At 58.8% G+C, this 19,828-nt stretch carries 15 protein-coding genes and 1 pseudogene; 9 read left to right on the top strand and 7 right to left on the bottom strand.

What is annotated here, in order from left to right; all coding sequences use genetic code 11:
* Nucleotides 1-4: 4 nt before the first annotated feature.
* The 5 genes and pseudogenes from SE91_RS28180 to SE91_RS28165 all read left to right on the top strand — a co-directional run bounded on the left by SE91_RS28180 (nt 5) and on the right by SE91_RS28165 (nt 6,208).
* Nucleotides 5-1,038, top strand: a pseudogene (locus tag SE91_RS28180) (zinc-dependent alcohol dehydrogenase family protein).
* Between the two features lie 132 nt (nt 1,039-1,170).
* Nucleotides 1,171-2,178 carry a SphA family protein gene (locus tag SE91_RS28175; protein WP_061849970.1) on the top strand — a complete coding sequence of 336 codons (1,008 nt, stop codon included), beginning with the start codon at nt 1,171-1,173 and terminating at the stop codon, nt 2,176-2,178.
* 22 nt (nt 2,179-2,200) lie between these two features.
* Entirely contained in the window at nt 2,201-3,385 is a 1,185-nt protein-coding gene (locus SE91_RS28170) for an acyltransferase family protein (protein ID WP_061849969.1), read from the top strand.
* 726 nt (nt 3,386-4,111) lie between these two features.
* Nucleotides 4,112-4,306: a hypothetical protein gene (locus SE91_RS36630; RefSeq protein ID WP_156489825.1), complete on the top strand. Its 195-nt coding sequence runs from the start codon at nt 4,112-4,114 to the stop codon at nt 4,304-4,306.
* 246 nt (nt 4,307-4,552) lie between these two features.
* Nucleotides 4,553-6,208, top strand: a complete 1,656-nt coding sequence (locus tag SE91_RS28165) for an arylsulfatase (protein ID WP_082813939.1) — start codon at nt 4,553-4,555, stop codon at nt 6,206-6,208.
* A gap of 304 nt (nt 6,209-6,512) precedes the next feature.
* Here the strand turns inward: SE91_RS28165 and SE91_RS38335 are convergent, their stop codons facing one another.
* On the bottom strand, nt 6,513-6,674 hold the full coding sequence (locus SE91_RS38335; protein ID WP_082813853.1) for a carbonic anhydrase: 162 nt from the start codon (nt 6,672-6,674) through the stop codon (nt 6,513-6,515).
* A 363-nt stretch (nt 6,675-7,037) separates the two neighbouring features.
* A complete protein-coding gene (locus SE91_RS28160) occupies nt 7,038-7,433 on the bottom strand; it encodes a hypothetical protein (protein WP_061851373.1) in 396 nt (131 codons plus the stop codon).
* A gap of 555 nt (nt 7,434-7,988) precedes the next feature.
* On the opposite strand from SE91_RS28160, the gene SE91_RS28155 reads away from it, so the two are divergent.
* From SE91_RS28155 to SE91_RS28140, 4 genes are all read left to right on the top strand, one after another.
* The gene (locus tag SE91_RS28155) at nt 7,989-9,845 is read left to right on the top strand and encodes a sensor histidine kinase (RefSeq protein ID WP_061849968.1); all 1,857 of its coding nucleotides are present in this window, start codon (nt 7,989-7,991) and stop codon (nt 9,843-9,845) included.
* A 3-nt stretch (nt 9,846-9,848) separates the two neighbouring features.
* Nucleotides 9,849-10,469 (top strand): response regulator transcription factor, encoded by a 621-nt coding sequence (locus SE91_RS28150; protein WP_061849967.1) that lies wholly within the window; start codon nt 9,849-9,851, stop codon nt 10,467-10,469.
* A 64-nt stretch (nt 10,470-10,533) separates the two neighbouring features.
* Entirely contained in the window at nt 10,534-10,947 is a 414-nt protein-coding gene (locus SE91_RS28145) for a response regulator transcription factor (RefSeq protein WP_082813852.1), read from the top strand.
* Nucleotides 10,948-11,035: 88 nt separating this feature from the next.
* Complete coding sequence (locus SE91_RS28140) at nt 11,036-12,043, top strand: AraC family transcriptional regulator (protein ID WP_156489824.1); 1,008 nt, start codon at nt 11,036-11,038, stop codon at nt 12,041-12,043.
* A 562-nt stretch (nt 12,044-12,605) separates the two neighbouring features.
* Here SE91_RS28140 and SE91_RS28135 read toward each other — a convergent pair.
* The 5 genes from SE91_RS28135 to SE91_RS28115 all read right to left on the bottom strand — a co-directional run bounded on the left by SE91_RS28135 (nt 12,606) and on the right by SE91_RS28115 (nt 19,752).
* The gene (locus tag SE91_RS28135; RefSeq protein ID WP_082813851.1) at nt 12,606-13,739 is read right to left on the bottom strand and encodes a calcium:cation antiporter; all 1,134 of its coding nucleotides are present in this window, start codon (nt 13,737-13,739) and stop codon (nt 12,606-12,608) included.
* Between the two features lie 167 nt (nt 13,740-13,906).
* Nucleotides 13,907-14,932 (bottom strand): SphA family protein, encoded by a 1,026-nt coding sequence (locus SE91_RS28130; RefSeq protein ID WP_061849964.1) that lies wholly within the window; start codon nt 14,930-14,932, stop codon nt 13,907-13,909.
* A 648-nt stretch (nt 14,933-15,580) separates the two neighbouring features.
* Complete coding sequence (locus tag SE91_RS28125; protein WP_061851371.1) at nt 15,581-17,740, bottom strand: ammonia-forming cytochrome c nitrite reductase subunit c552; 2,160 nt, start codon at nt 17,738-17,740, stop codon at nt 15,581-15,583.
* Nucleotides 17,741-18,116: 376 nt separating this feature from the next.
* Complete coding sequence (locus SE91_RS28120) at nt 18,117-18,740, bottom strand: hypothetical protein (protein WP_061849963.1); 624 nt, start codon at nt 18,738-18,740, stop codon at nt 18,117-18,119.
* Nucleotides 18,741-18,792: 52 nt separating this feature from the next.
* On the bottom strand, nt 18,793-19,752 hold the full coding sequence (locus tag SE91_RS28115; protein WP_245318619.1) for an HAD family hydrolase: 960 nt from the start codon (nt 19,750-19,752) through the stop codon (nt 18,793-18,795).
* Nucleotides 19,753-19,828 lie beyond the last annotated feature (76 nt).

The following is a 19,828-nucleotide window of genomic DNA, read 5'->3' as shown; positions in this document are numbered from 1 at the left end:
GCGCATGAAGGCATTGGTCTATTCCGGGAAAGGCGAGAAGTCGCTGCAGGAGCGCCCAAAACCCTCGATCAAGCAGCCCGGCGATGCGGTGGTGAAGATCGTGAAGACCACGATCTGCGGCACGGATCTGCACATCCTCAAGGGCGACGTGCCGACCTGCACGCCGGGACGCATCCTCGGCCACGAAGGGATCGGGGTCGTCGAGGAGATCGGCGCCGGCGTCACCTCCTTCAAGCCAGGCGACAAGGTGCTCATCTCCTGCATCTCGTCCTGCGGAAAGTGCGACTTCTGCCGGCGCGGGATGTATTCGCAGTGCCGGACCGGCGGCTGGATTTTCGGCAACACGATCGACGGCACCCAGGCCGAGTACGTCCGCACGCCTCACGCGGACACCAGTCTCTACCACGTTCCGGAAGGCGTGGACGAAGAAGCTCTCGTCATGCTCAGCGACATCCTGCCGACCGGCTTCGAATGCGGTGTGCTCAACGGCAAGATCGCCCCAGGTTCGACCGTCGCCATCGTGGGCGCAGGGCCGGTTGGGCTGGCGGCGCTGTTGACCGCGCAGTTCTATTCGCCGGCCGAGATCATCATGATCGATCTGGACGACAAGCGTCTTGCCATCGCGCGGCAGTTCGGCGCGACGCAGACAGTCAACAGCGGGGACGGCAAGGCGGTCGATCGAGTGATGAAGTTGACCGGCGAAGCCGGGGTCGACACGGCCGTCGAAGCCGTCGGAGTTCCCGCGAATTTCGAGCTCTGTACGGAGATCATCGCGCCGGGCGGTATCGTCGCGACGGCGTACATGGCGTCAAGGTCGACGTTCACCTGGAACTGCTCTGGTCGCGGAACATCTCGATCACGACCCGTCTGGTCGATACCGTTTCCACGCCGATGCTGATGAAGACGGTCGTCTCGAAGCGCATCGAGCCGAAGCGGTTGATCACGCACCGGTTCAGCCTCGATCAGATCATGGAAGCCCACGACATCTTCTCGCGCGCCGCAGAAACGGGCGCCCTGAAGGTGATCGTAGAACCCTGAAAGATGCTTCGGAAGCACACTTCCGGAAATTGTGTTGCCGAGGGACTGCTCGCCGGAAAATGGCCGGAAATAGTAAGGCCGACTAGGTGAAGCGAACGTCCGGATTCGGGCGCTGAACGGGGAGACGGAACGATGAAAACGGGAACAGCAGCTTTGGCCATGATGGCCACGATCGGGATGGTAGACACGGCGCTGGCAGATGCAGGCGGTCTAAGCTTTTGGCTGCCCGGCACCTTTGGCAGCCTGGCCGCCGTTCCCGCGGTTCCGGGATGGTCCTACGCCTCGATTTATCTGCATCTAGCGGCGACCGGCGGGCGGGGCGCCAACTTCGTCCTTCCCGGCGGCGGGCGCGGCGCCGTCGCGGTCGGTCTCACCGATCACGCCGACGCCCTCGTGCAAGGAATCACCTACACCTCGGCCTTGCCGGTTCTCGGCGGCCAAGCGGCCTTCACTGTACTCGGCGCGCCTGGCAACGTCGGGGTGGGCATCAGCGGAACGGTCACGGGGCCGCTCGGCAACACCGTATCCGGAACGCGTACGGACAGCCGAACGACCTTCGCGGACATCTTCTATCAGGGCACCCTGAAGTGGAACCAGGGCGTTCACAACGAAATGGTCTACATCACCGGCAACATTCCGAGCGGAACCTACGACTCTGGCCGGCTCGCGAATCTCAGCTTCGGCTTCGTCGCCTTCGACGTGGGCGGCGGCTACACCTACTTCGATCCCAAGGCCGGTAACGAGTTCTCCGTCGTAGCGGGCCTCACCTACAGCCTGCCTAACCGCGATCTGCAATATCAGAACGGCATCGACTTCCACCTCGACTGGGCGGCGTCGAAGTTCCTGACCAAGACGGTGCAGGTCGGTGTCGCCGGGTATTACTTTCAGCAGATCACCGATGACACCGGACCTGGCGCGGTCCTCGGCGGCTTCCGAGGCATGTCGGTCGGTATCGGCCCCCAAGTCGGATTCCTCATCCCGAAGCTCTTCGAAGGCTATCAGGGCTATCTGAACCTCAAGGCCTACAAGGATCTGCAAACTCAGAACCGGCCGAACGGCTGGAGCAGTTGGGTGACCTTCCAGATCTCGCCGGAGGCTCCTGAGCAGCCCGCGACGAAGCCCATCGTCAGAAAGTATTGAGTGGCGTGAGGGGGGGGCGAGCATGACCAACATTTCATTTGCGGCCGGCTCGGAGACCGGCCGTGTGGCGTCGAAGGTCAAGACACGCAACTTGTCGCTCGATCGCGCCCGCACGTTCCTGACGTTGATCGTCATCCTGCATCACGCCGTGATTCCATACACTTTCTACGGTCACACGGATCCAAAGGAGTTCTTCGGGTTCGACATGATCGTGCTCGCCACCGACAGCTTCTTCATGGCGATGTTCTTCTTCCTGTCGGGTCTCTTCGTATGGCCCGGAATCGCACGGAAAGGCGCGGCGAAGTATCTGGCGGACCGTCTGCTTCGGCTGGGTCTGCCGTTCGTCATCTGCGCCTTCACGGTAATTCCGCTTGCCTATTACGCCATCTCGCTGCGGCAACATCCGCAGATCGGCTTTCCCGAGTTCTGGTGGACGATGATCACGAAAGGCCCGTGGCCGAGCGGGCCGATCTGGTTTCTCTGGGTGCTTTTCATGTTCGATGTGGTGGCATGCATGCTTCATCGGCTCTCGCCGAACATGCTCGATCCCATCAACCGTCTGTCGCTGTACGGCCGCCGACGGCCCGCCGCGTTCTTCGCGGTCATGCTCGCGGTCACGGCCGCCTTCTACGTGCCCGGGCTGATGTACTACGGGCCGTCGAGCTGGTTCGAGTTCGGCCCGTTCTCCGTGCAGCACGGACGGGTGATGCTCTACGCCACCTACTTCTTCTTCGGGGCTGGCATCGGTGTCGCGAACATGGACAAGGGCTTGCTGGCGCCAGACGGTCGCATGTCCAAGGTGAGCTGGGACTGGTTGGTCCTGACCATCGTGCCCTACTACCTCATGTGGGTGCTGATCGGGATCAAGCGCGAAAACCTCGGAAATCCGTCGCCGCTGCCGAACTGGTATGAGGCGACCTACGCCTTTTGTTTCACGGTCTTCAGCGTCTCGATACTGTTTCTGATCCTGGCCTATTTCCTGAGGTTTTCCCACTCGGGCAGGAGCGTGCTGGATCTCATGCAGGCCGATGCCTACGGCATGTTTCTGGTTCACTACCCGATCGCGCTCTGGCTGCAGTATTTGCTCTTCGACTACGACATGCCAGCGACCGCGAAAGCACCGATCGGGTTCGTGCTCACCGTTGTGTTGAGTTGGTTCGCGACGATGGCCCTGCGGCAGATACCTGGAGCGCCCAAGGTCTTGTGAGAGTGACGTGCGAGCGGAGGATTCCATGGCATCCCGGAGCCAAGCCGCCGCCGCAACGATGTCCGCCCGCTCACCGAAGCCGCGGCGCTGCAGCTCGTTTATTGCACGGCGCCCCATCGGCCTGACCGCCCTGTCTTCTGACTGTCGCTATTTGCAGATCAACCAACGTCTAACCGAGATCTGCGATCTAACTCGAAGGGCATCTCGGTCGGACCGTCCGCGACTGCGTGCCGACGTTGCCGGACGCAGTCGAAGCCATCGTGAGGTCGGTCACGACGACCGGCGAGCCCGTGGGGATCAAGGTGGCGAGCCCGCGGGCCAACCGGACGGAAGACGGTTGTAGGTCACCTATTGGCATTCGCTGCGCAAACCTTGGGATGCATCACCGGAGTCAAGGTGGCCACCGAGGAGGTCACAGAAGGGAAGCGGGCGGCGCAGCGCTGCGAGGGAGCGACTTGCGCTTATGCGCGGAACGCATCAGCCAGTTCGCCCGGACACCGACGCCTGCGGCTGGATCCACTGATACAATAAGCGCTGGCATGACTAGACGGGTGCCACCCTACAGGAGATGGAGGGCTGCAGCTGGAAGAACGTCCATCACCCCGGTCATGTCGATCGGGTCGTCGCGCGCATTCAGCGGGGTTCGAGACCGGCACTCCTTGGGAGGATGCCTTCCGCTGCGCCGGAAGACGGCAACTACGCTGGTTGTCGCAGAATTGCTCAACGGTGCGGCCCATCTCAGTATCCTGGGTTCACACCTGGCATTTGCCTGTGGGATATGCAGCTGATGTCGTCGAGATCTGCGAGGATCTCTGCACGGGCAAGGGGATGTTCGTTGAACATTTCGGTATCAGCATGATTGGAGTTCTCGCCGCCGCGAAGGCCGCCGATTTTTTCGAAGCGCTTGTGCCGGTCGGCTAGTCCCTGCGCTATATCGACGGGTAGCTCCGCAGCCCGCAGCCGCCCGCATTCTCTACGCGCGAGGCAACTGATGCAGTTTCAAATCCAGCGTATCAGGCGCCAGCTTCGGCTAGCACCCGCGAAGTTTGCCGAATTCGCATAGCCGCGTGCGTGGACTCCGTGCGAGCCTCAGCTGATCTGCAAACCTATTGCGGGGCCAGCAGATCGCAAAAGAAACAATGGCTAATGTTACAGAGGAAACTGAACATGATCGCAGTTAGAGAGATTTTTATATCTCTTGCTTCACTATGTGTTTGCCTCGCGATCGAAAGTCTTCCCGCTTCTGCACAAGAGCGAAAGCCAAACATCGTTCTGATCGTATCGGACGACTTCGGCTACGGAGACTCCGGTCCCTACGGCGGCGGTGAGAATCGCGGCATGCCAACACCCGCACTTGATCGCCTCGCCTCAGAAGGCATGCACTTTCTTTCGTTCTACGCCCAGCCGAGCTGCACCCCCGGGCGGGCCGCCATCCAGACAGGGCGCATTCCTAATCGCAGCGGCATGACGACTGTGGCGTTCCAGGGTCAGGGAGGAGGCCTCCCGGCGGCCGAGTGGACATTGGCTTCGGTCCTCAAGACTGGCGGCTACAAGACATTCTTCACGGGTAAATGGCATCTGGGCGAAGCCGATTATGCGCTTCCTAGCGCGCAGGGCTACGATGAGATGAAATACGCCGGCCTCTACCACCTCAACGCTTATACCTATGCCGATCCGACCTGGTTCCCCGATATGCCAGCGGATCTTCGTGCCTTATTCCAGCGAGTGACGAAAGGCGCGCTGTCAGGTGATGCAGGACAATTGCCGAAAGAGGAATTCAAGATAAACGGGCAGTATGTCGATACGCCTGTCGTGAACGGCAGGGAGGGCGTTGTGGGAATTCCATTCTTCGATAGCTATATCGAGAAGGCCTCGCTCGATTATCTCGATCGCAATGGACGTTCGACGCAGCCGTTCTTCATGAGCATCAACTTCATGAAGGTTCATCAGCCGAACATGCCGGCGCCCGAATTTGAGCATAAGTCGCTGTCGAAGAGCAAATATGCCGACTCCGTCGTAGAGAATGACACGCGGATCGGGCGGATCCTGGAGAAGCTGCGTGCTCTTGGACTTGACAAGAATACGTATGTGTTCTGGACGACAGACAACGGTGCGTGGCAGGACGTGTATCCTGATGCTGGTTACACGCCATACCGCGGCACTAAGGGTACGCTTCGCGAGGGCGGAAATCGTGTCCCGGCCATGGCATGGGGACCCCGTATCAAAGCTGGATCGAAAAATTCCGACATCCTAGGCGGTCTAGATTTCATGGCCACCTTTGCTTCGCTCGCCGGCGTAAAATTGCCAGAAAACGACCGGGAGGGGAAGCCGATCATTTTTGATAGCTATGACATGTCACCTGTTCTGTTCGGGACCGGAAAGTCGGAGCGAAAATCTTGGTTCTACTTCACCGAGAACGAACTCTCGCCAGGCGCCGTGCGGGTGAATAACTATAAGTTCTTGTTCAACATCCGCGGTGATGACGGCGTCTCGACCGGCGGCTTAGCGGTCGACACCAACCTTGGCTGGAAAGGACCGGAAAAGTACGTTGCAACAGTTCCGCAAGTGTTTGACCTCTGGCAAGATCCGCAGGAGCGCTACGACATCTTCATGAATAACTTCACTGAGCGAACCTGGATGGGCGTTGTGATGGAGCAAGAGCTCAAGAAGATTATGGCGACGTACGTCAAGTACCCGCCGCGCAAAGTGCAAAGCTATGGCTACACCGGCCCGATCACGCTATCGAACTACGAACGATTCCAGTCGGTAAGAGAGGCCCTCGACAAGCAGGGTGTTACTGTCCCAATGCCCACCGGCAATTGACCATATTCGAGCCGCCGGTTCACAACCGGCGGCACTGTTCTATCGGCAAGCTCGACGAAAGTGCGACTAAAAGTCCCCAAAGAAAAAGGCAATCGTTAGCGGTCAGTCAAAGAATTCGAGCACACCGCTCTCGAGATTGTACATACCGCCCGGAATCCCGATCTCGCCAGCGGATTACAGCTCCGCCAGCACAGTGCTGTTCCTCTTGATACAAGCTATCGGCGTTGGTCCGAGCGACGGCATCCACAAATGCGAAAGTGGACGTGCGCACTCCGGTGTATTTCGTCGATTCCAGCCGCTGATCTTAGTGAGCAGGCCGGTGAGATTCGGAGCTCTGCGTTGTCGAGCGCCCTCTAATGGCGTCGCACGCAGTGTGCCCCATAACCAGCACGAGCTTCGCGCCAGCGAGCTTGCAGGCGAACTCCAGACCCCCGAGAATGTCCGCATCGCGGATGCCAAGGCCCATGATCGACCTCTGTCGGCGCGGTGCAGATGAGGAGAGCTGCCGCAGGGTATTGCCCTTTGGCGCTCCTCATTCTTCGTGCGAGCATTTCCCTTCTTCATCACTGGACGATCTGTGCAGGCGTCATTCCAGCGTGCTGCTCTCTGGTAAATGCGTCGGCCTCAAGTTGTCCGGAAAAGGGAGGCCGGCGCCCGCGGTCGCAGAGCCCGGCAAGCCGAAAAGATCTTGCCGATCCAGGAAATCAGTAAAGAGGATGTCCGAAGGTTTGATGCATTGGCCAATGATTTCAGGGTTGTGAAATCACGATGTCGCTGAGCCTTTCACCGTTGCGGATTGCAGCGCGTTTAGGTTCATGCCGGTGAAGGTTTAAAGGGGGCACCGACTATAACGCATTTCGACAGGCGTCGGCTGTTTGGAACTGAGGGTGAGCTTGTTGTCGCCTGACATTGTCAGGTCGAACGTCACGTCCGAAACTACGATACCATCGGAGCAGGCAGCGACAACCTGCATATTCTCCCCGTCGTCTCGGACCGATCTGACATTACATTTTTGGAATGTGCCGGTAATTCGTCTTCCATCCACGATCAGGCCTCCCGCATAGAGGTCAGCATCTGGCTTAAACGCAAGTTTTCCGTTTTCCTTAGAGAACACCTTGTTGCAATTTGCGAAGTCGATCACCCAGCCACCGGTAAGATCCACCGCCTGTGCAGGAGCAACTCCTGCGATGCACAGCGCGAGCAGCAATAATCTGCAGGGCTTCATGGCGGGCTCCACTGGTTGTGCGCTCGAGCCGAAGTTAGAGTTGATCACGTCGGTAAACCTTTCCGCTCTTCTCATGGTGCGTTACACCACACCGAAGATTGGCGCTAAGCTATGCGGTTTCGGCAAGGTGAGCGAACGGCGAGGGTCGTCCCACCTGCCGAGGCGCGTGATGAAACCGATGTGACACGAGCAAGAAGTCCGAAAGACCATCACGCGGCATATCGTTCGCAACAGAGGATTTACGCTTGTCCGAACGACACCGGTCACTCCCTATGGAAGTCGTGCGGTGCGGCTCTTTGTATTGAATTCGTTGAAGATTTTAATAATTGTATCGGCTGACGTCAGTTTAATCTTGATCTAGATCAATCGGATAAGGTGTGATGCGGGTGACTGATTATCCCGCTCTCGCGCTTGGCCGAAGTTGGTGCAAGATGGGCCAAGGTACTAGATTGTTTATGCCTCGACGGATCTTGTCCAGTGGGACCATCGCGCACGCTCTTTTCAACGCGAGACATCTGGCTAGCCAAGCGTCGTCATTGAATTGCTGGTCATTGAATGGTTGCGAGAACTGCTATAAAATCTATCGCTGCCTTGCTGGCGACCTTCGTACCCATTGCTTGCGATGCAGCCCCCAGTCGAAAGATTTTCATCGTTGAAACTCAATCGCCCTGGCTTCCCGCGACACGCCAGACGATCGATGCATTTGTGCGGAAGGTGCGCCAAGGTGCACCCGAGCACGTTGATATATTCATCGACTATCTGGAGCTATCTCGCCTGCCCGCGCCGGAGCAGTATGACGCCCTCGTTCGATATTTGACACGGAAGTATTCGGCAACGCCGCCCGATGTTCTGTTGACGCTGGGACGCGCCGCTGTGCCGTTCCTGCAGAAGAATCAAGGTGTGATCGGTTCGAATACACCAGTGATCGTGGCAAACATACCGGCGGCAGTCATACCTGACATGGATCAGACGAAACCTTTTATATATGTCGCATCGCGCTATGACTTTGTGAATACCCTTACGCTGGCCCAACAGCTTCAACCAGGCGCGAAGAACGTGTTGGTGATCGGAGGTGCAAGCGACTACGATCGGCAATGGTTAGAAGATGCGCGCCTCCAACTTGAGCCCAGCCTTGGTGGTGGCCTGACTGCTCGATTTGTCTCCGATATCAGCTATGAGGGATTGCGGGAGGCGGTGGCAAAGTTAGACAGAGAGACAATAGTTATTCTGTCAATCTTTCTTACGGACAGCTCGGGGCGGTCCCATACCACGCCAGATGTCGCTGTGGAGTTAGCACGGGCTTCCGGTGCGCCGGTCTACTCACCGGTGCCCGGCACGCTCGGAACGGGAATTGTCGGAGGTTACGCGGATGACTGGGGAGCGCAAGGAGAAGCAGCAGCAGACATCGCGTTACAATTGCTTGCCGGACGGGATGTCATCGAGATTCCGCGTCTAAATTCCGCTCAGCACCGACATAGGATCGATGCAAGACAGCTGAAGCGTTGGGCCCTCAATGCGTCGGCTCTGCCGCCAAACTCGGAGGTAAGCTTCCGGGAATCCAATTTCTGGGAGAAATATCGATGGATTGTATTAGGAACCTTAGCAATTATCCTGCTTCAAACCGGCGCTATCACTTGGCTGATCATTGAGCGTCGGCGTCGCGTGGCAGCCGAATGTGAATTGCGTCAAAGCCTGCTGCAGGTGATCCATTTAAACCGAACGGCTGCCGCCGGCGCACTGTCGACTTCTGTCGCGCACGAACTTAACCAGCCGTTAGCGGCCATCCGCAGCTACGCGGAGGCCGCTGCTCTTCATCTGAAAGTCGATCCACCGGACCTCCAGAAGATCAAACAAATAGTCGAGCACATCATTAATGACGATGAGCGTGCAGCGGACATCATCCGCCATATTCGCGAACTTGTGAAAGGCAGGAGCAGTAGCGAAGTCGAAGAATTTGATCTGAATGAAGCTGTAAAGAATGTTGGCGAGATCGTCAGGCCGGAATCAACGAAGTCGGGAATAAAGCTCCGAATGGTCCTCTCAATCTCCAGGCTACCGGTGCGCGCAGATCGAATCCAGGTTCAGCAAGCGATAATTAACCTGGCATTGAACGCAATCGATGCGGTGCGTGAGAGTCCAGTGAATCGCAAAGAGATATCGATCTCGACGGCCAGAAGCAGTACTGCCGACGCGGCTGAATTGTCAGTCGTCGATTCAGGGCTGGGTATCCCAGCCGAAAAACTGAGCAAGATTTTCGAGACCTTCTATACAACGAAACGACAGGGTACCGGACTTGGCTTAACTGTCGCGCGGACAATCGTCGAGAGTTGTGGAGGCAGGATCTGGGCCGAGAACCATCCCGGCGGAGGCGCTGAATTCCGTTTCAAACTGCCACTCTCCGAAAAGCGTTGAGACATGGAATGCCGCCCAGCTATATATGTCGTCGACGACGACCCATCAGTTCGCGCGGCGCTCGGCGAGCTCCTCGTCGTTTGCGGATATCGTGTAATCATGTGCGAGACCGCTCAGCAACTGATTGATCACCCTCTCCAAGACGAGATGGGGTGCATCTTGCTAGATCTGCAATTACCTGATTCGAGCGGCGTTCAACTGCAGCAGGCTCTCGCCAGCCGTGGCTGTCACCTCCCCATCGTCTTCATAAGTGGCCACGGCGATATCCCCACCACGGTTCAAACGATGAGGGCTGGTGCTGAAGACTTTCTGACCAAACCGATTTCGCAGACACATTTGCTGGGCGCAATCGATCGCGCCCTTGCTCGGGTGGAAGGGATACGGGGCCTCCGGGCCCAGAAAGCGATTTTGACCGCGCGTCTGGAGACGTTAACGCCTCGGGAGCGTCAAGTATTTGATCTGCTTGTTCGAGGCCTGCCGCACAAGCAGATATCTCATCTGCTGGGCATCTCGGACCGGACCGTCAAGCTTCACCGGCATGAGGTCGTTCGGAAGCTACACGTCCGATCGCTCGCAGAGCTCGCGGCGATCGCAGAGCGGCTGGGGCTGCTGTCTAGCGAATGAGCCCGCCGGTGTCCTGCCATCCTTCCCCTAGAGGCAGGTTCTGTTCGCGCGCAAGCCTGCCACAATGGAGAGCGTAGACCGCCGTGATACTCCGGGTTGGATGCATCGCTCAGCAAACAAGAAGATCATCGGAGTGCTGGATGATGATCCGAGCGCGCTCAATTCGATTGGGGTTCTGCTTGCGGCGCTGGAATTCGAAGTCGTCCTATTTTCCTCCGCTGAGGAGTTGCTGAGAAGCGACCGGGCGCGCACTATCGATTGTCTCCTTCTCGATATCCAGCTCGGATCGATGTCAGGAATCGATCTGCGGCGTGAACTCAAGGGGCCGTATCCGACGCTGCCGGTCGTATTCATAACGGGGCTCGATGACCAGATTACATGTCAACGAGCTCATGATGTCGGATGCGCGGGATTTTTGCGCAAGCCGTTTGACGTGGCCCTTCTTGAGGAGACCCTTCGGCGAGCGACACGCGTCTGAGCGCATGCGCGCACCTGCCTCTATGTGCAGTACAGGTTGTATTTCAATCATGCAATCATCGCAGTCGCAGTGCGATTAGGGGGTCGTCGTGCCTTGGAACCGAGTCCTGGAATTTTCCGATCCATTTCTCTGCCAAAAGGCAATTCAGGGAGCAGAGGTCAACATATTGCCGACCTCGAAGGGCCATTTCCATACGTGCATCACGCAAATCGGCATGGATACAGCATGGATGCAGCGATTTCATGTCACCTTGCCCCAGGTCAGCACCATAGGAGTGAAGCCCGGAAGAACGGCAATCGGATTCTTGACGGACAATGCCGATGCTGAGTTGAAACACCGTGGAAATCCAATGCGTCCAGACGAGATAGTCATATTCGACCACGATGTGGCTCATCACCGGTCCACGAGGAGCTTGCGGTTTGGATCACTGTCACTTGCAGATGAGGATCTCGCAAAAATCTACGCGACGATTGTCGGCGAAGACTTCTCGCAGCCTCCGAAGGGACGGGTGATCAGGCCTACGCTAGCTGCGATGGCGCGTCTCCAGAACTTGCACAGAACCATCGGCCGAATCGCACAGGATAAGCCGGATCTTCTTAGTCGAGCGGAAGTGCGACGGGGCCTGCAGGAAAAGATAGTGCACGCGATGGTGCAATGCCTGACCGACAATTCTGTTACAAGGAATAATGCCGGTGACGCACGCCACAGCGTGATCATGCGCCGCTTTGAAAACTTCGTGGAATTGAACGCAAACCGGCCGCTATACTTGGCCGAGGTCTGTGCGGCCGTTGGGGTACCAGAGCGAACTCTGCGCGCATCCTGCGAAGAGTATTTCGGAATGGGGCCCATTCGCTATCTCACGCTACGACGAATGCACCTCGCCAGGCGGGTACTTTTGTGTAGCGAGCCATCGAAAGTCAATGTCACTCGCGTGGTTACAGATCACGGTTTTTGGGAGCTCGGCCGGTTTGCCGTCGCCTACAGAACGCTGTTTGGCGAGTCTCCCTCGGCTACGTTGCGTCGATCGGCGGAGCACAGTCCCGCCGACCTGAAGCCGCCGTCATACCTTTCAGAGACGGCTATCAGCCTACAATAGCGCCGGGTTGGATATTCAAGCGCGGCCTAGCCGCTCGGCAAGAGGGTAAGGTGATGAAACGATCTCATCCGCGACGCCCAATCATCCCCGCACGCAAATTGCCTTGATGCAGTCAAAGGAGAGGTCCGGCCCGGACGCTGCGAATGGTTCCGTTCCATGAAATGGAGCGGACGTATGTTAAGGACCATTGGCTGGCTGCAGCCTTTTGGTCAACGTATAAGCCGGGACGGGGATCGCCGCACAGCAGTTCTCCTGCAAAGGACAGCTCATCCGCGATGTCAGTCCGACCGCTCAATCAAAGCTGATCAACCTGAGCGTATCCTTGACTGATGAGTATGAGCGTTCCATCAAGACCGCGAAAGTGGAGCATTAACTCCCCGATTTAGCAGCAACAACAAAGATGCAGTTTGAATTGCGACGAGGAGTGCGTTGTTGGATATTTTCACTACAAGCTTTGCCTCGAAGGAAGTGGCACGGCTCACTCGTTTGAGCACTTTACTTTCTAAGACCCTGGAAGATTGGTGTCTCGGTATCACTCGCTCACAGATATCAGGCGGCCACGCTAGGGCACAAAGGCAAAGAACAGGAAGGCCGCGAAGAGGACCAGGTGCACAACCCCTTGCAGCAGGGTTGTTCGACCAGTGCCCAAGGTAATTACGCTGAGAATGATTGTCAGCCCCAGCATGTCCCGGTCCTTGAGCTCCAGGCCTAGTTCGAGTGGCTGATTGGTCAGAAGCGACACCGTGGCTACCGCCGGGATCGTTAGGCCAATGGTCGCAAGAGCCGATCCCAGAGCCAGGTTCAGGCTCGTTTGCAATTGATTCTTCCGAGCCGCCCTGACGGCAGCCAAGGATTCCGGCAGCAGGACAAGGGCGGCGATAACGATCCCGACCACGGCTTTCGGAGAGTTGAGATAAGTCACGCCGGCTTCCACCGCCGGCGTGAGAACTTTTGCCAAGGCGACGATGACCACCAGTGAGACGAAGAGAAGAGCGGCACTCGCTGCGGCGGTCTTGGTCGAAATTGCGATATGCTCGTCTTTCGTTTCTTCGAGAAGAAAATAGTCGCGGTGACGGACCGTCTGAATGAAAATGAAGGAGCCGTAGAGTACCAGCGAGACGAGAGCAGCAAAAGCAAGCTGGGATGAACTGTAATATGGATCACCGCCAGTGAAGTTCGGGAAGATCAGGGTCATGCTCGTGAGAGCCGCCAGCACCGCCAGGGCTGCGCTGGCGCCCTGAAGTTGGAATCCTTGCTCGCCAAACCGGGTGCCGCCCGCTAGCAGACATGCACCTACGGTGCCATTGCAAACGATCATGACAGCCGCGAACACAGTATCTCGTGCGAGTGCGGCCTGCTCGGCTGGAGCCGCCAGCATCATTGACACGATCAGGGCAGTCTCGATGGTCGTGACGGCCAGCGCTAGAACGAGCGTGCCAAATGGCTCGCCGATGCGGTGGGCTAACACCTCCGCGTGATAGACAGCTGCAAAAACCGCTCCAATCAGCGTTATCGCTGCGATTGTGGTGACAGAGCCGCCGCTTGAGACGAATTGCTTGATCAGAATGACGGCCGCGCCGGTTGTCGGCCAAATCCAGGTCCACGAAGGCGTCCGTTCTGCAATCACATCGAGCCCCAACTCGCAGTCGCGGGAGATCCATCCCGAAGTCCTGCTCTGTGAAAACGAAGAAAGCATCCGCTCATCTCGAGCGCGGAGACTTGGACAGCGCCGAGTACCCGAACATTTTCCAAGACTTCCCTGACGATGCGGTGGCGAAGTCGATGTTTACACTTTGCTCAACCAAGATCTCGAGCTAAATCCGCATTGCGCACCCTCGAAGCAGCCGCGCAGCATCAACGCTCCTATTTCGTGAACCTCGGCCGTGCGGGTGCGGTCGGCGGCGCCGCCGCCGGTTGCAGGTTGAACGTAAGCCAGAGATTCCAGCCGGCCGGCCGATGTTCATTGGCGAACTCGCCGTAGGCCTTCAGATTGACATACCCCTGCATGTCTCCTACCGGAAAGATGTAGCCAAGCTGTGGGCCCGCACCAAGCACCCGCGATCGGAAGCAGCCCACGCGATCACCGGTGCCGCTGTCGCAGCCGAGCTCCTGATAGAGATAGCCCACGAGACCGACCTGCCACTGCTTGGTCAGGAACTGCGATGCACCCCAGTCGAGGTGCATGTCGACGCCGTTCTGATATTGGGTCGCCGGATTAATGAAGTTGTAGGTGAATCCAAGCACCGCCGACGCTTCACGCCCTGTGCTCGGATCGAAATAGGTGTAGCCGCCGCCCGCGTCGATGGCCCAATGCCCGATTCCGATGTTCGCGAGACGGCTCGAATTGTAGGCCCCGACCGGGACGTCTCCAGTCACGTAGGCCATGTAGTTGTGCACGCCCGCGTTCCACTTCAGGGAGAATTGGGGGTAAAGGTCGCCGAAACCAATAACAGAACTACTGATGCTGTCAGTACGCGAGAACGGGAGATCGCCAAACGGCGTGGAGGCCACCCCAGTGAGTGTTCCTGCAAGGGACGTGCTGTTCGAACCATAAGCACCAAGAAATCCGGCGGAGGCCCGACCACCCAGTATCGGGGTCTCGAAGGTGTAATTGGCGACTAAAAAGCCGATATTCGCGTTCGCATTAACGCTCGCGTTCGCGGTCGCCGTCACATTTGCCGGAATATTCCCGATGGTGGCTTGGCGGGCCACCGCGACGTCGCCGGCAGCGGATACTGAGGTATGATAGTAGATGGTGCTTACCGACCACCCCGGTGTTTGTTGAGGAACTGCAGCGAGGCTGCCGTACAGCCCCGGCACCCAGACGCTGATGCCGCCCTCGTCGGCCCGGGCGGTTTGCGTTGACGAAGCCAGCAGCGCGAAGGCCATAACCTGTAGCGGGCGTCGCAATAAAACTGCTCGTGCGACTGTCGTACGTAAGCACGGCATCTCCGGCTCCCTTTCCAGATACGTCTTGCAAGTAAACGAATGGCGGAGGGGCTAATCTATGCAGAATCGGCAGCGAGCTGGGTCCAGGTTGGTTTAGCCGACGTCTGTGTTACGGAAGTCACAGTTACGCGTCGATACTGGCCGGCGACCCGATGCTTTGCGCGCTGGTGGATCCTGAGCGTGCACGGGGCATCGGCCGCCCTGTTAACTCTCCAGGAAGAGCAGAGCGAAGCTGGCTCGCGATTGCCGGGCCTGATCGCCAGTGACCCGTTCGATTGCGCGGCCGGATTGTTGCCTAGAATGTTGAGACTGCCATGGGTCCACGCACCGAAATTGCCGCCAACGTAAAATCCATTCCAATTGTAGTCGGTCACGGAAGCAGCGGAGCCTTGATTGCAATGTCCCCGGTAAGCATAGCAACGCTCAATTGGCTCGCAAGCAGGTCGACCATAGCGGCAAGAGCACCCTTCCTCATCGGAACCCTCTATTCCGAGTTCGCCCGGAATGGCGTTCCCATCGTGGATCCCAGCAACTCGCCTCCAACCTCGGGCTAAGGAGGCGCGGCAAGCCGGTCGTGCTTCTCGGCAACTACGGAGCTGCGCGCTTCTCGTCCGTTCTTTTCACCTGGGTGCGAAGGCCGTCCCTGAGACGGGTCAGCTCTTGATTATTAGGTGTGATCCGAGAAAGCCGCTCGGCGTATTCGAGAGCCGCACCTTTATTTCCGGCATCTCGGCTGAAGGTGATGAGAGCGAGCAGAGTGTCGCGGTCATCCGGGTGTCGCGACAAAGCTTCCTTCAAGACATCGATCGCCTCATCGGTGCGGCCTGACGAATGCAGCGCCACGGCGTACACGTACGCATAACGCGACCGACCAGGCTCGAGCTCAACTGCCCTGCGGAATTCGTTGAGCGCGTCGCTCGCCCGCTTCAGCCGAGTGAGGGTGAGTCCGAGAGCATGGTGCAAGCCGCCGTCTTCCGGCGAGGCCTTGAGTGCCGTCCTCAGGACGCTCTCACCGTCTGCATCCCGTCCGAGCTGCCGATAGAGATCCGCAAGGTTGATTGCGGCCGGGGTGTATTGGGGGCTGAGCCGCACCGCCGCCTTGTACTCGCTTTCCGCATCAGCTGTCTGGCCGCGCTTGGCGTAGAAGCTTCCGAGCGTTGCGCGCGCTTCCGGCCGGTCCGCATTGAGGCGCTGTGCAGCGACGAATTCCGCCCTGGCGCGATCGAACGCTGCCCGTTCCGAAGCGGGCTGGTTAGCGTCGGGCACCGAGGCCAGGACAGATACCGCCCTGATCCGAACGCCGCGGCTCGGGTCGGACAGGAGCGGGGAGACCAGTGGCCACATCCTTTCGCCGGAAAGACCATCGAGCATGTCAAGCGTTGCGATCCGCACGATGGGATCGGGGTCGGCCACTCCCTTGCGCGCAAGCTCGATATTCGCAGGCGTCACCCTCGAATGCAACTCGCTCAGGGCGCTTGCGCGCGCGATCGCCGGGGCGGTCGGACTGGCTGCCACGACCGCTAGCAATTGGGCAGCCTGCGGACCGTCGGTCCAGGATGCCTGGAGCGCATCGGCGTAATGTTGAAAGCCTTTTCGAAGCGGCCCATGCCATCGTTCGATAGCTTCCGCTGCCCATTCTGCGGACTTTTGACCGTGACAATTGTTGCACGCGTTCGGCGTCCCGAGCTTTACGGAGATATCCGGCCGCGGAATTCGAAGGCTGTGGTCGTGCCGTCTGTCGACTCCCATATAGGTGCTGACAGGCATGTGGCATGAGGCGCAGGTCACCGCGGGGCTGACGTCGCCATGGCCGCTGTGCGAGGCTGTTTCAAATTTTTCCGGCGCGTGGCATTGCAAGCAAACGCCGTCGGTAGACGCGCGAAGTTTCGCGGAGTGGGGCTCGTGACAATCGCTGCAGGTGACGCCGGCGGCGAACATCTTGCTCTGCTTGAACGGTCCATAATTGTACACCTCGTCTCGCATCTGCCCGTCCGCGTGATAGAGCCCGCGAGCAAGAAGCGCGACGGCGTGCGTGTCCGACAAGGGTTGTCCCGGCCCCCAGTCTTCGGAAAATTCGCCACGTCGCCCATGGCAGAAACCACAGGTCTCGACTTCCTTGCGCATGAGGGCCGGTGGTATGCTGCGTTTCGGATTGCCGGTCTTCGGATCGGCGTGCCAACTGATATCTTTGCGCTCGTCCAATAGCGCGATCAGCCCCTTTTTCGGATCATCGTCCGTTCGAAACCAGCTCCGCTGATTGCGCGCCCAATCTAGGTGGCGGGAGCCCTTGCCGTGGCATCCCTCGCAGCCGACGCTGATTTCCGTCCAGGTCGTGCTAAAACGGTCATTCGTCGCGTCGTAGTTCTTGCGCACGCCGGTTGAATGACATTCGGCGCACATGAAATTCCAGTTTTGATTGAGCTTGGTCCAGTGCAGCACGTCGTTGTGCTTGACCTCCTCATCGGGATATAGGTGAAACCAGCGCTGCCCGCCGCGATCCTTTGGCCGCGTGTCCCAGGCGATGGAGAGCGCCTGTATGCGGCCATCCGGGAATTCGATCAGATATTGCTGCAACGGCTCGATGCCGAATGTGTATTTGACATCGAAGGTCCCAAGCTTGCCATCCGGGCCGTCGGTTTCGACAAAGAATTTGCCGTCCTTCTTGAAGAAGCGTGAGTGCACGCTAAAATAGTCGAAGGCGGCGTCGTCGAAGTCACCGAGGACGGTTGCGGCAGTCGCGTGTTGCATGGCATGTTTGTGCTGCGATCCCTGCCACAGCGTCGATTCGGCGTGGTGACAGCCGGCGCAGGCATCGCTGCCGACGAAGGAGAGCGCGCGCGGCTCATTCTGCCCAAGAACAGCGAGCAAGAAGGAATTGCTAGCGGTGGTATAGGCGATGGCCGATCCTCCGGCGGCGATGATGGCCGCCAGCACCGCGCAGACGAGCAGGCGCGGTCGCGCCCTCAACCATTGGAAGCGCCGGACGCCGTTGTCCGACGGAGTGTCCGCCGAAGAGCCGGCGGAGCCGGTCGAGGGCGCTTCCTGCGACGGCGTCTGGTTACGCCGATCTCTGTTCTTGTGACGCGCCACGAATTGATGTCCGCTCCAGGCAGGAAGCGAAATCCTAGAAAAGCGCCTCATCCCCGCTATGCAGATTCGGCAAGATCGCGATTAAGCATTGGGATTGCACCAACCTCCGATTTACCCGGACGAGGGACTCGCGCCCGATAGAGTCCTGCGCAGGAGCGACCACCGCGATTGCTGCCTCCGGGATGCGGCCGGATGCGCTGGGCGGTACCCCATCCTTGAGCATTCCAGTCGAGAGGCGCTCGGTCAGGACCGGTCCCGCGATGGCGGTAGCGAGCATCAGCACCGCATTGAGCAGTCGCTCTTCGACCAGGCGGTGATCGGCGGGATCGGGTGTATCGTAGGCAACGAGCGTGGCTGCCAGCGTCGCGGCCACCTGCGGCAGGGTAGGCGACCAGATCGTGTGGCGTACGGCAGGTGAATATCCGAACATCTGTCCTGGGAATTGAACGAAAATCGCGATCTCCACGGTCTGGATCACGAGCACGGACAGGGAGAAACCGCTCTTGAAGGTGGCCAGGCAAACCGCGAACACCAGCAGCGACAGCGTGTGATATGACCGTCGCACCAAGTGACCGTGATCGGCTCTTGCCGCATGAGCCCCAAGCGCCTCCGAGCAGGTTATGGACGCGATAAGCTCGCCGGCGTCACGTAGCGACACGGCGCGGCTCGACCAAACGAGCCGGTGCGGGCTTGCAAACCCGGCGTCGGCGCTACGACTCGAAGGAGAAGACCCTCTTCCAATCGTTCTTCATGCTGATCACCGTCCAGCCGCTTTTCTTTGCCTCGTCATAGAGGGCCGATGTGAAGGTCCCGACCTTGCTATCCGGCAGGCCTTGCGCCGGACCATAGGCGTATTCGCGGACGGCATCGTCGTGAAGCAGAAGCACCTTGAGACGTGTGCCCGTGCCCGCGTTGGTGTACTCCAGCATTTCGCGATCGCCCACCGAGTTGCCGAAGGCAGCATGCGGTCGCCTCCCAATCATGAGATGGATCCCTTCGGGCTTGCCGGCGTGGTCGTCGTTCAACAGCAGCTTCGGCTCCTTGGTCAAGAACGGCTTCCCGTTCTTGTCATAGCCAAATTTCGTCGCGCCTGCGGTCCCGACCACCTGCTCGGGCGGGATGCCGTAGGCCTGCTGGGCGTAGACGCGGACGAAATCCTGCCCGCCGCCGGTCACAATGTAGGTCTTGAAGCCGTTGTCTCGGAAAAACTCCAGGACTTCGAGCATGGGCTGATAGGTGAGCTCGATATAGGAACGCTTCCAGCGCGGATGCCGCGCGCTCTCGATCCATTTCTTTACCGCGCCGTTGAATTCGTCCACCGACATTCCGCTCAGCGTCGCAGCCAGGACCTCCTCCAATTCGGACAATGGAAGCTTCGCGATCGCCTCGCGGTCGCCCGAGAGCACCGTCTTGAAGGGAGCGACGTTCTTCAGCTCCGGCTTTTTCTCGACGAGTGCCGGGACCTGCTCCAAACAGTAGATCACCTGTGTGTACATCGGATGCTCGACCCAGAGCGTGCCATCCTGATCGAAAACGGCGATCCGATCCGCTGCTGCCACGTGATTTGGGCTGCCGGCGTCGGTCGTTGCCCGTACGAAGTCGAGGATCGCCTGCTTGGCGGGCCCGTCGTTCCACGAGGGCAACGGCATGCCGGGCGAAGCCTGGGCCATTGCCGGCGCCGCTGTCAGAAGCGGGCTAGACAAGGCAGGCAGAACGGTCAGCGCTGAAACCAACGCGCGTCTGTTG

This window comes from Bradyrhizobium sp. DOA1 (assembly GCF_001593325.1).
Lineage (GTDB): Bacteria > Pseudomonadota > Alphaproteobacteria > Rhizobiales > Xanthobacteraceae > Bradyrhizobium.
This window is presented reverse-complemented; position numbering and strand designations above follow the sequence as displayed.

Coding starts and splice junctions, on each gene's coding strand:
- SE91_RS38335 (WP_082813853.1), bottom strand. CDS start 6,674: ATGGGCCTTGGCATCCGCGATGCGGACATTCTCGGGGGTCTGGAGTTC.
- SE91_RS28130 (WP_061849964.1), bottom strand. CDS start 14,932: ATGGCCTTCGCGCTGCTGGCTTCGTCAACGCAAACCGCCCGGGCCGAC.
- SE91_RS28155 (WP_061849968.1), top strand. CDS start 7,989: ATGGTTGCGAGAACTGCTATAAAATCTATCGCTGCCTTGCTGGCGACC.
- SE91_RS28170 (WP_061849969.1), top strand. CDS start 2,201: ATGACCAACATTTCATTTGCGGCCGGCTCGGAGACCGGCCGTGTGGCG.
- SE91_RS28175 (WP_061849970.1), top strand. CDS start 1,171: ATGAAAACGGGAACAGCAGCTTTGGCCATGATGGCCACGATCGGGATG.
- SE91_RS28125 (WP_061851371.1), bottom strand. CDS start 17,740: ATGCAACACGCGACTGCCGCAACCGTCCTCGGTGACTTCGACGACGCC.
- SE91_RS28150 (WP_061849967.1), top strand. CDS start 9,849: ATGGAATGCCGCCCAGCTATATATGTCGTCGACGACGACCCATCAGTT.
- SE91_RS28165 (WP_082813939.1), top strand. CDS start 4,553: ATGATCGCAGTTAGAGAGATTTTTATATCTCTTGCTTCACTATGTGTT.
- SE91_RS28115 (WP_245318619.1), bottom strand. CDS start 19,752: ATGGCCCAGGCTTCGCCCGGCATGCCGTTGCCCTCGTGGAACGACGGG.
- SE91_RS28145 (WP_082813852.1), top strand. CDS start 10,534: ATGGAGAGCGTAGACCGCCGTGATACTCCGGGTTGGATGCATCGCTCA.
- SE91_RS28160 (WP_061851373.1), bottom strand. CDS start 7,433: ATGAAGCCCTGCAGATTATTGCTGCTCGCGCTGTGCATCGCAGGAGTT.
- SE91_RS28135 (WP_082813851.1), bottom strand. CDS start 13,739: ATGCTTTCTTCGTTTTCACAGAGCAGGACTTCGGGATGGATCTCCCGC.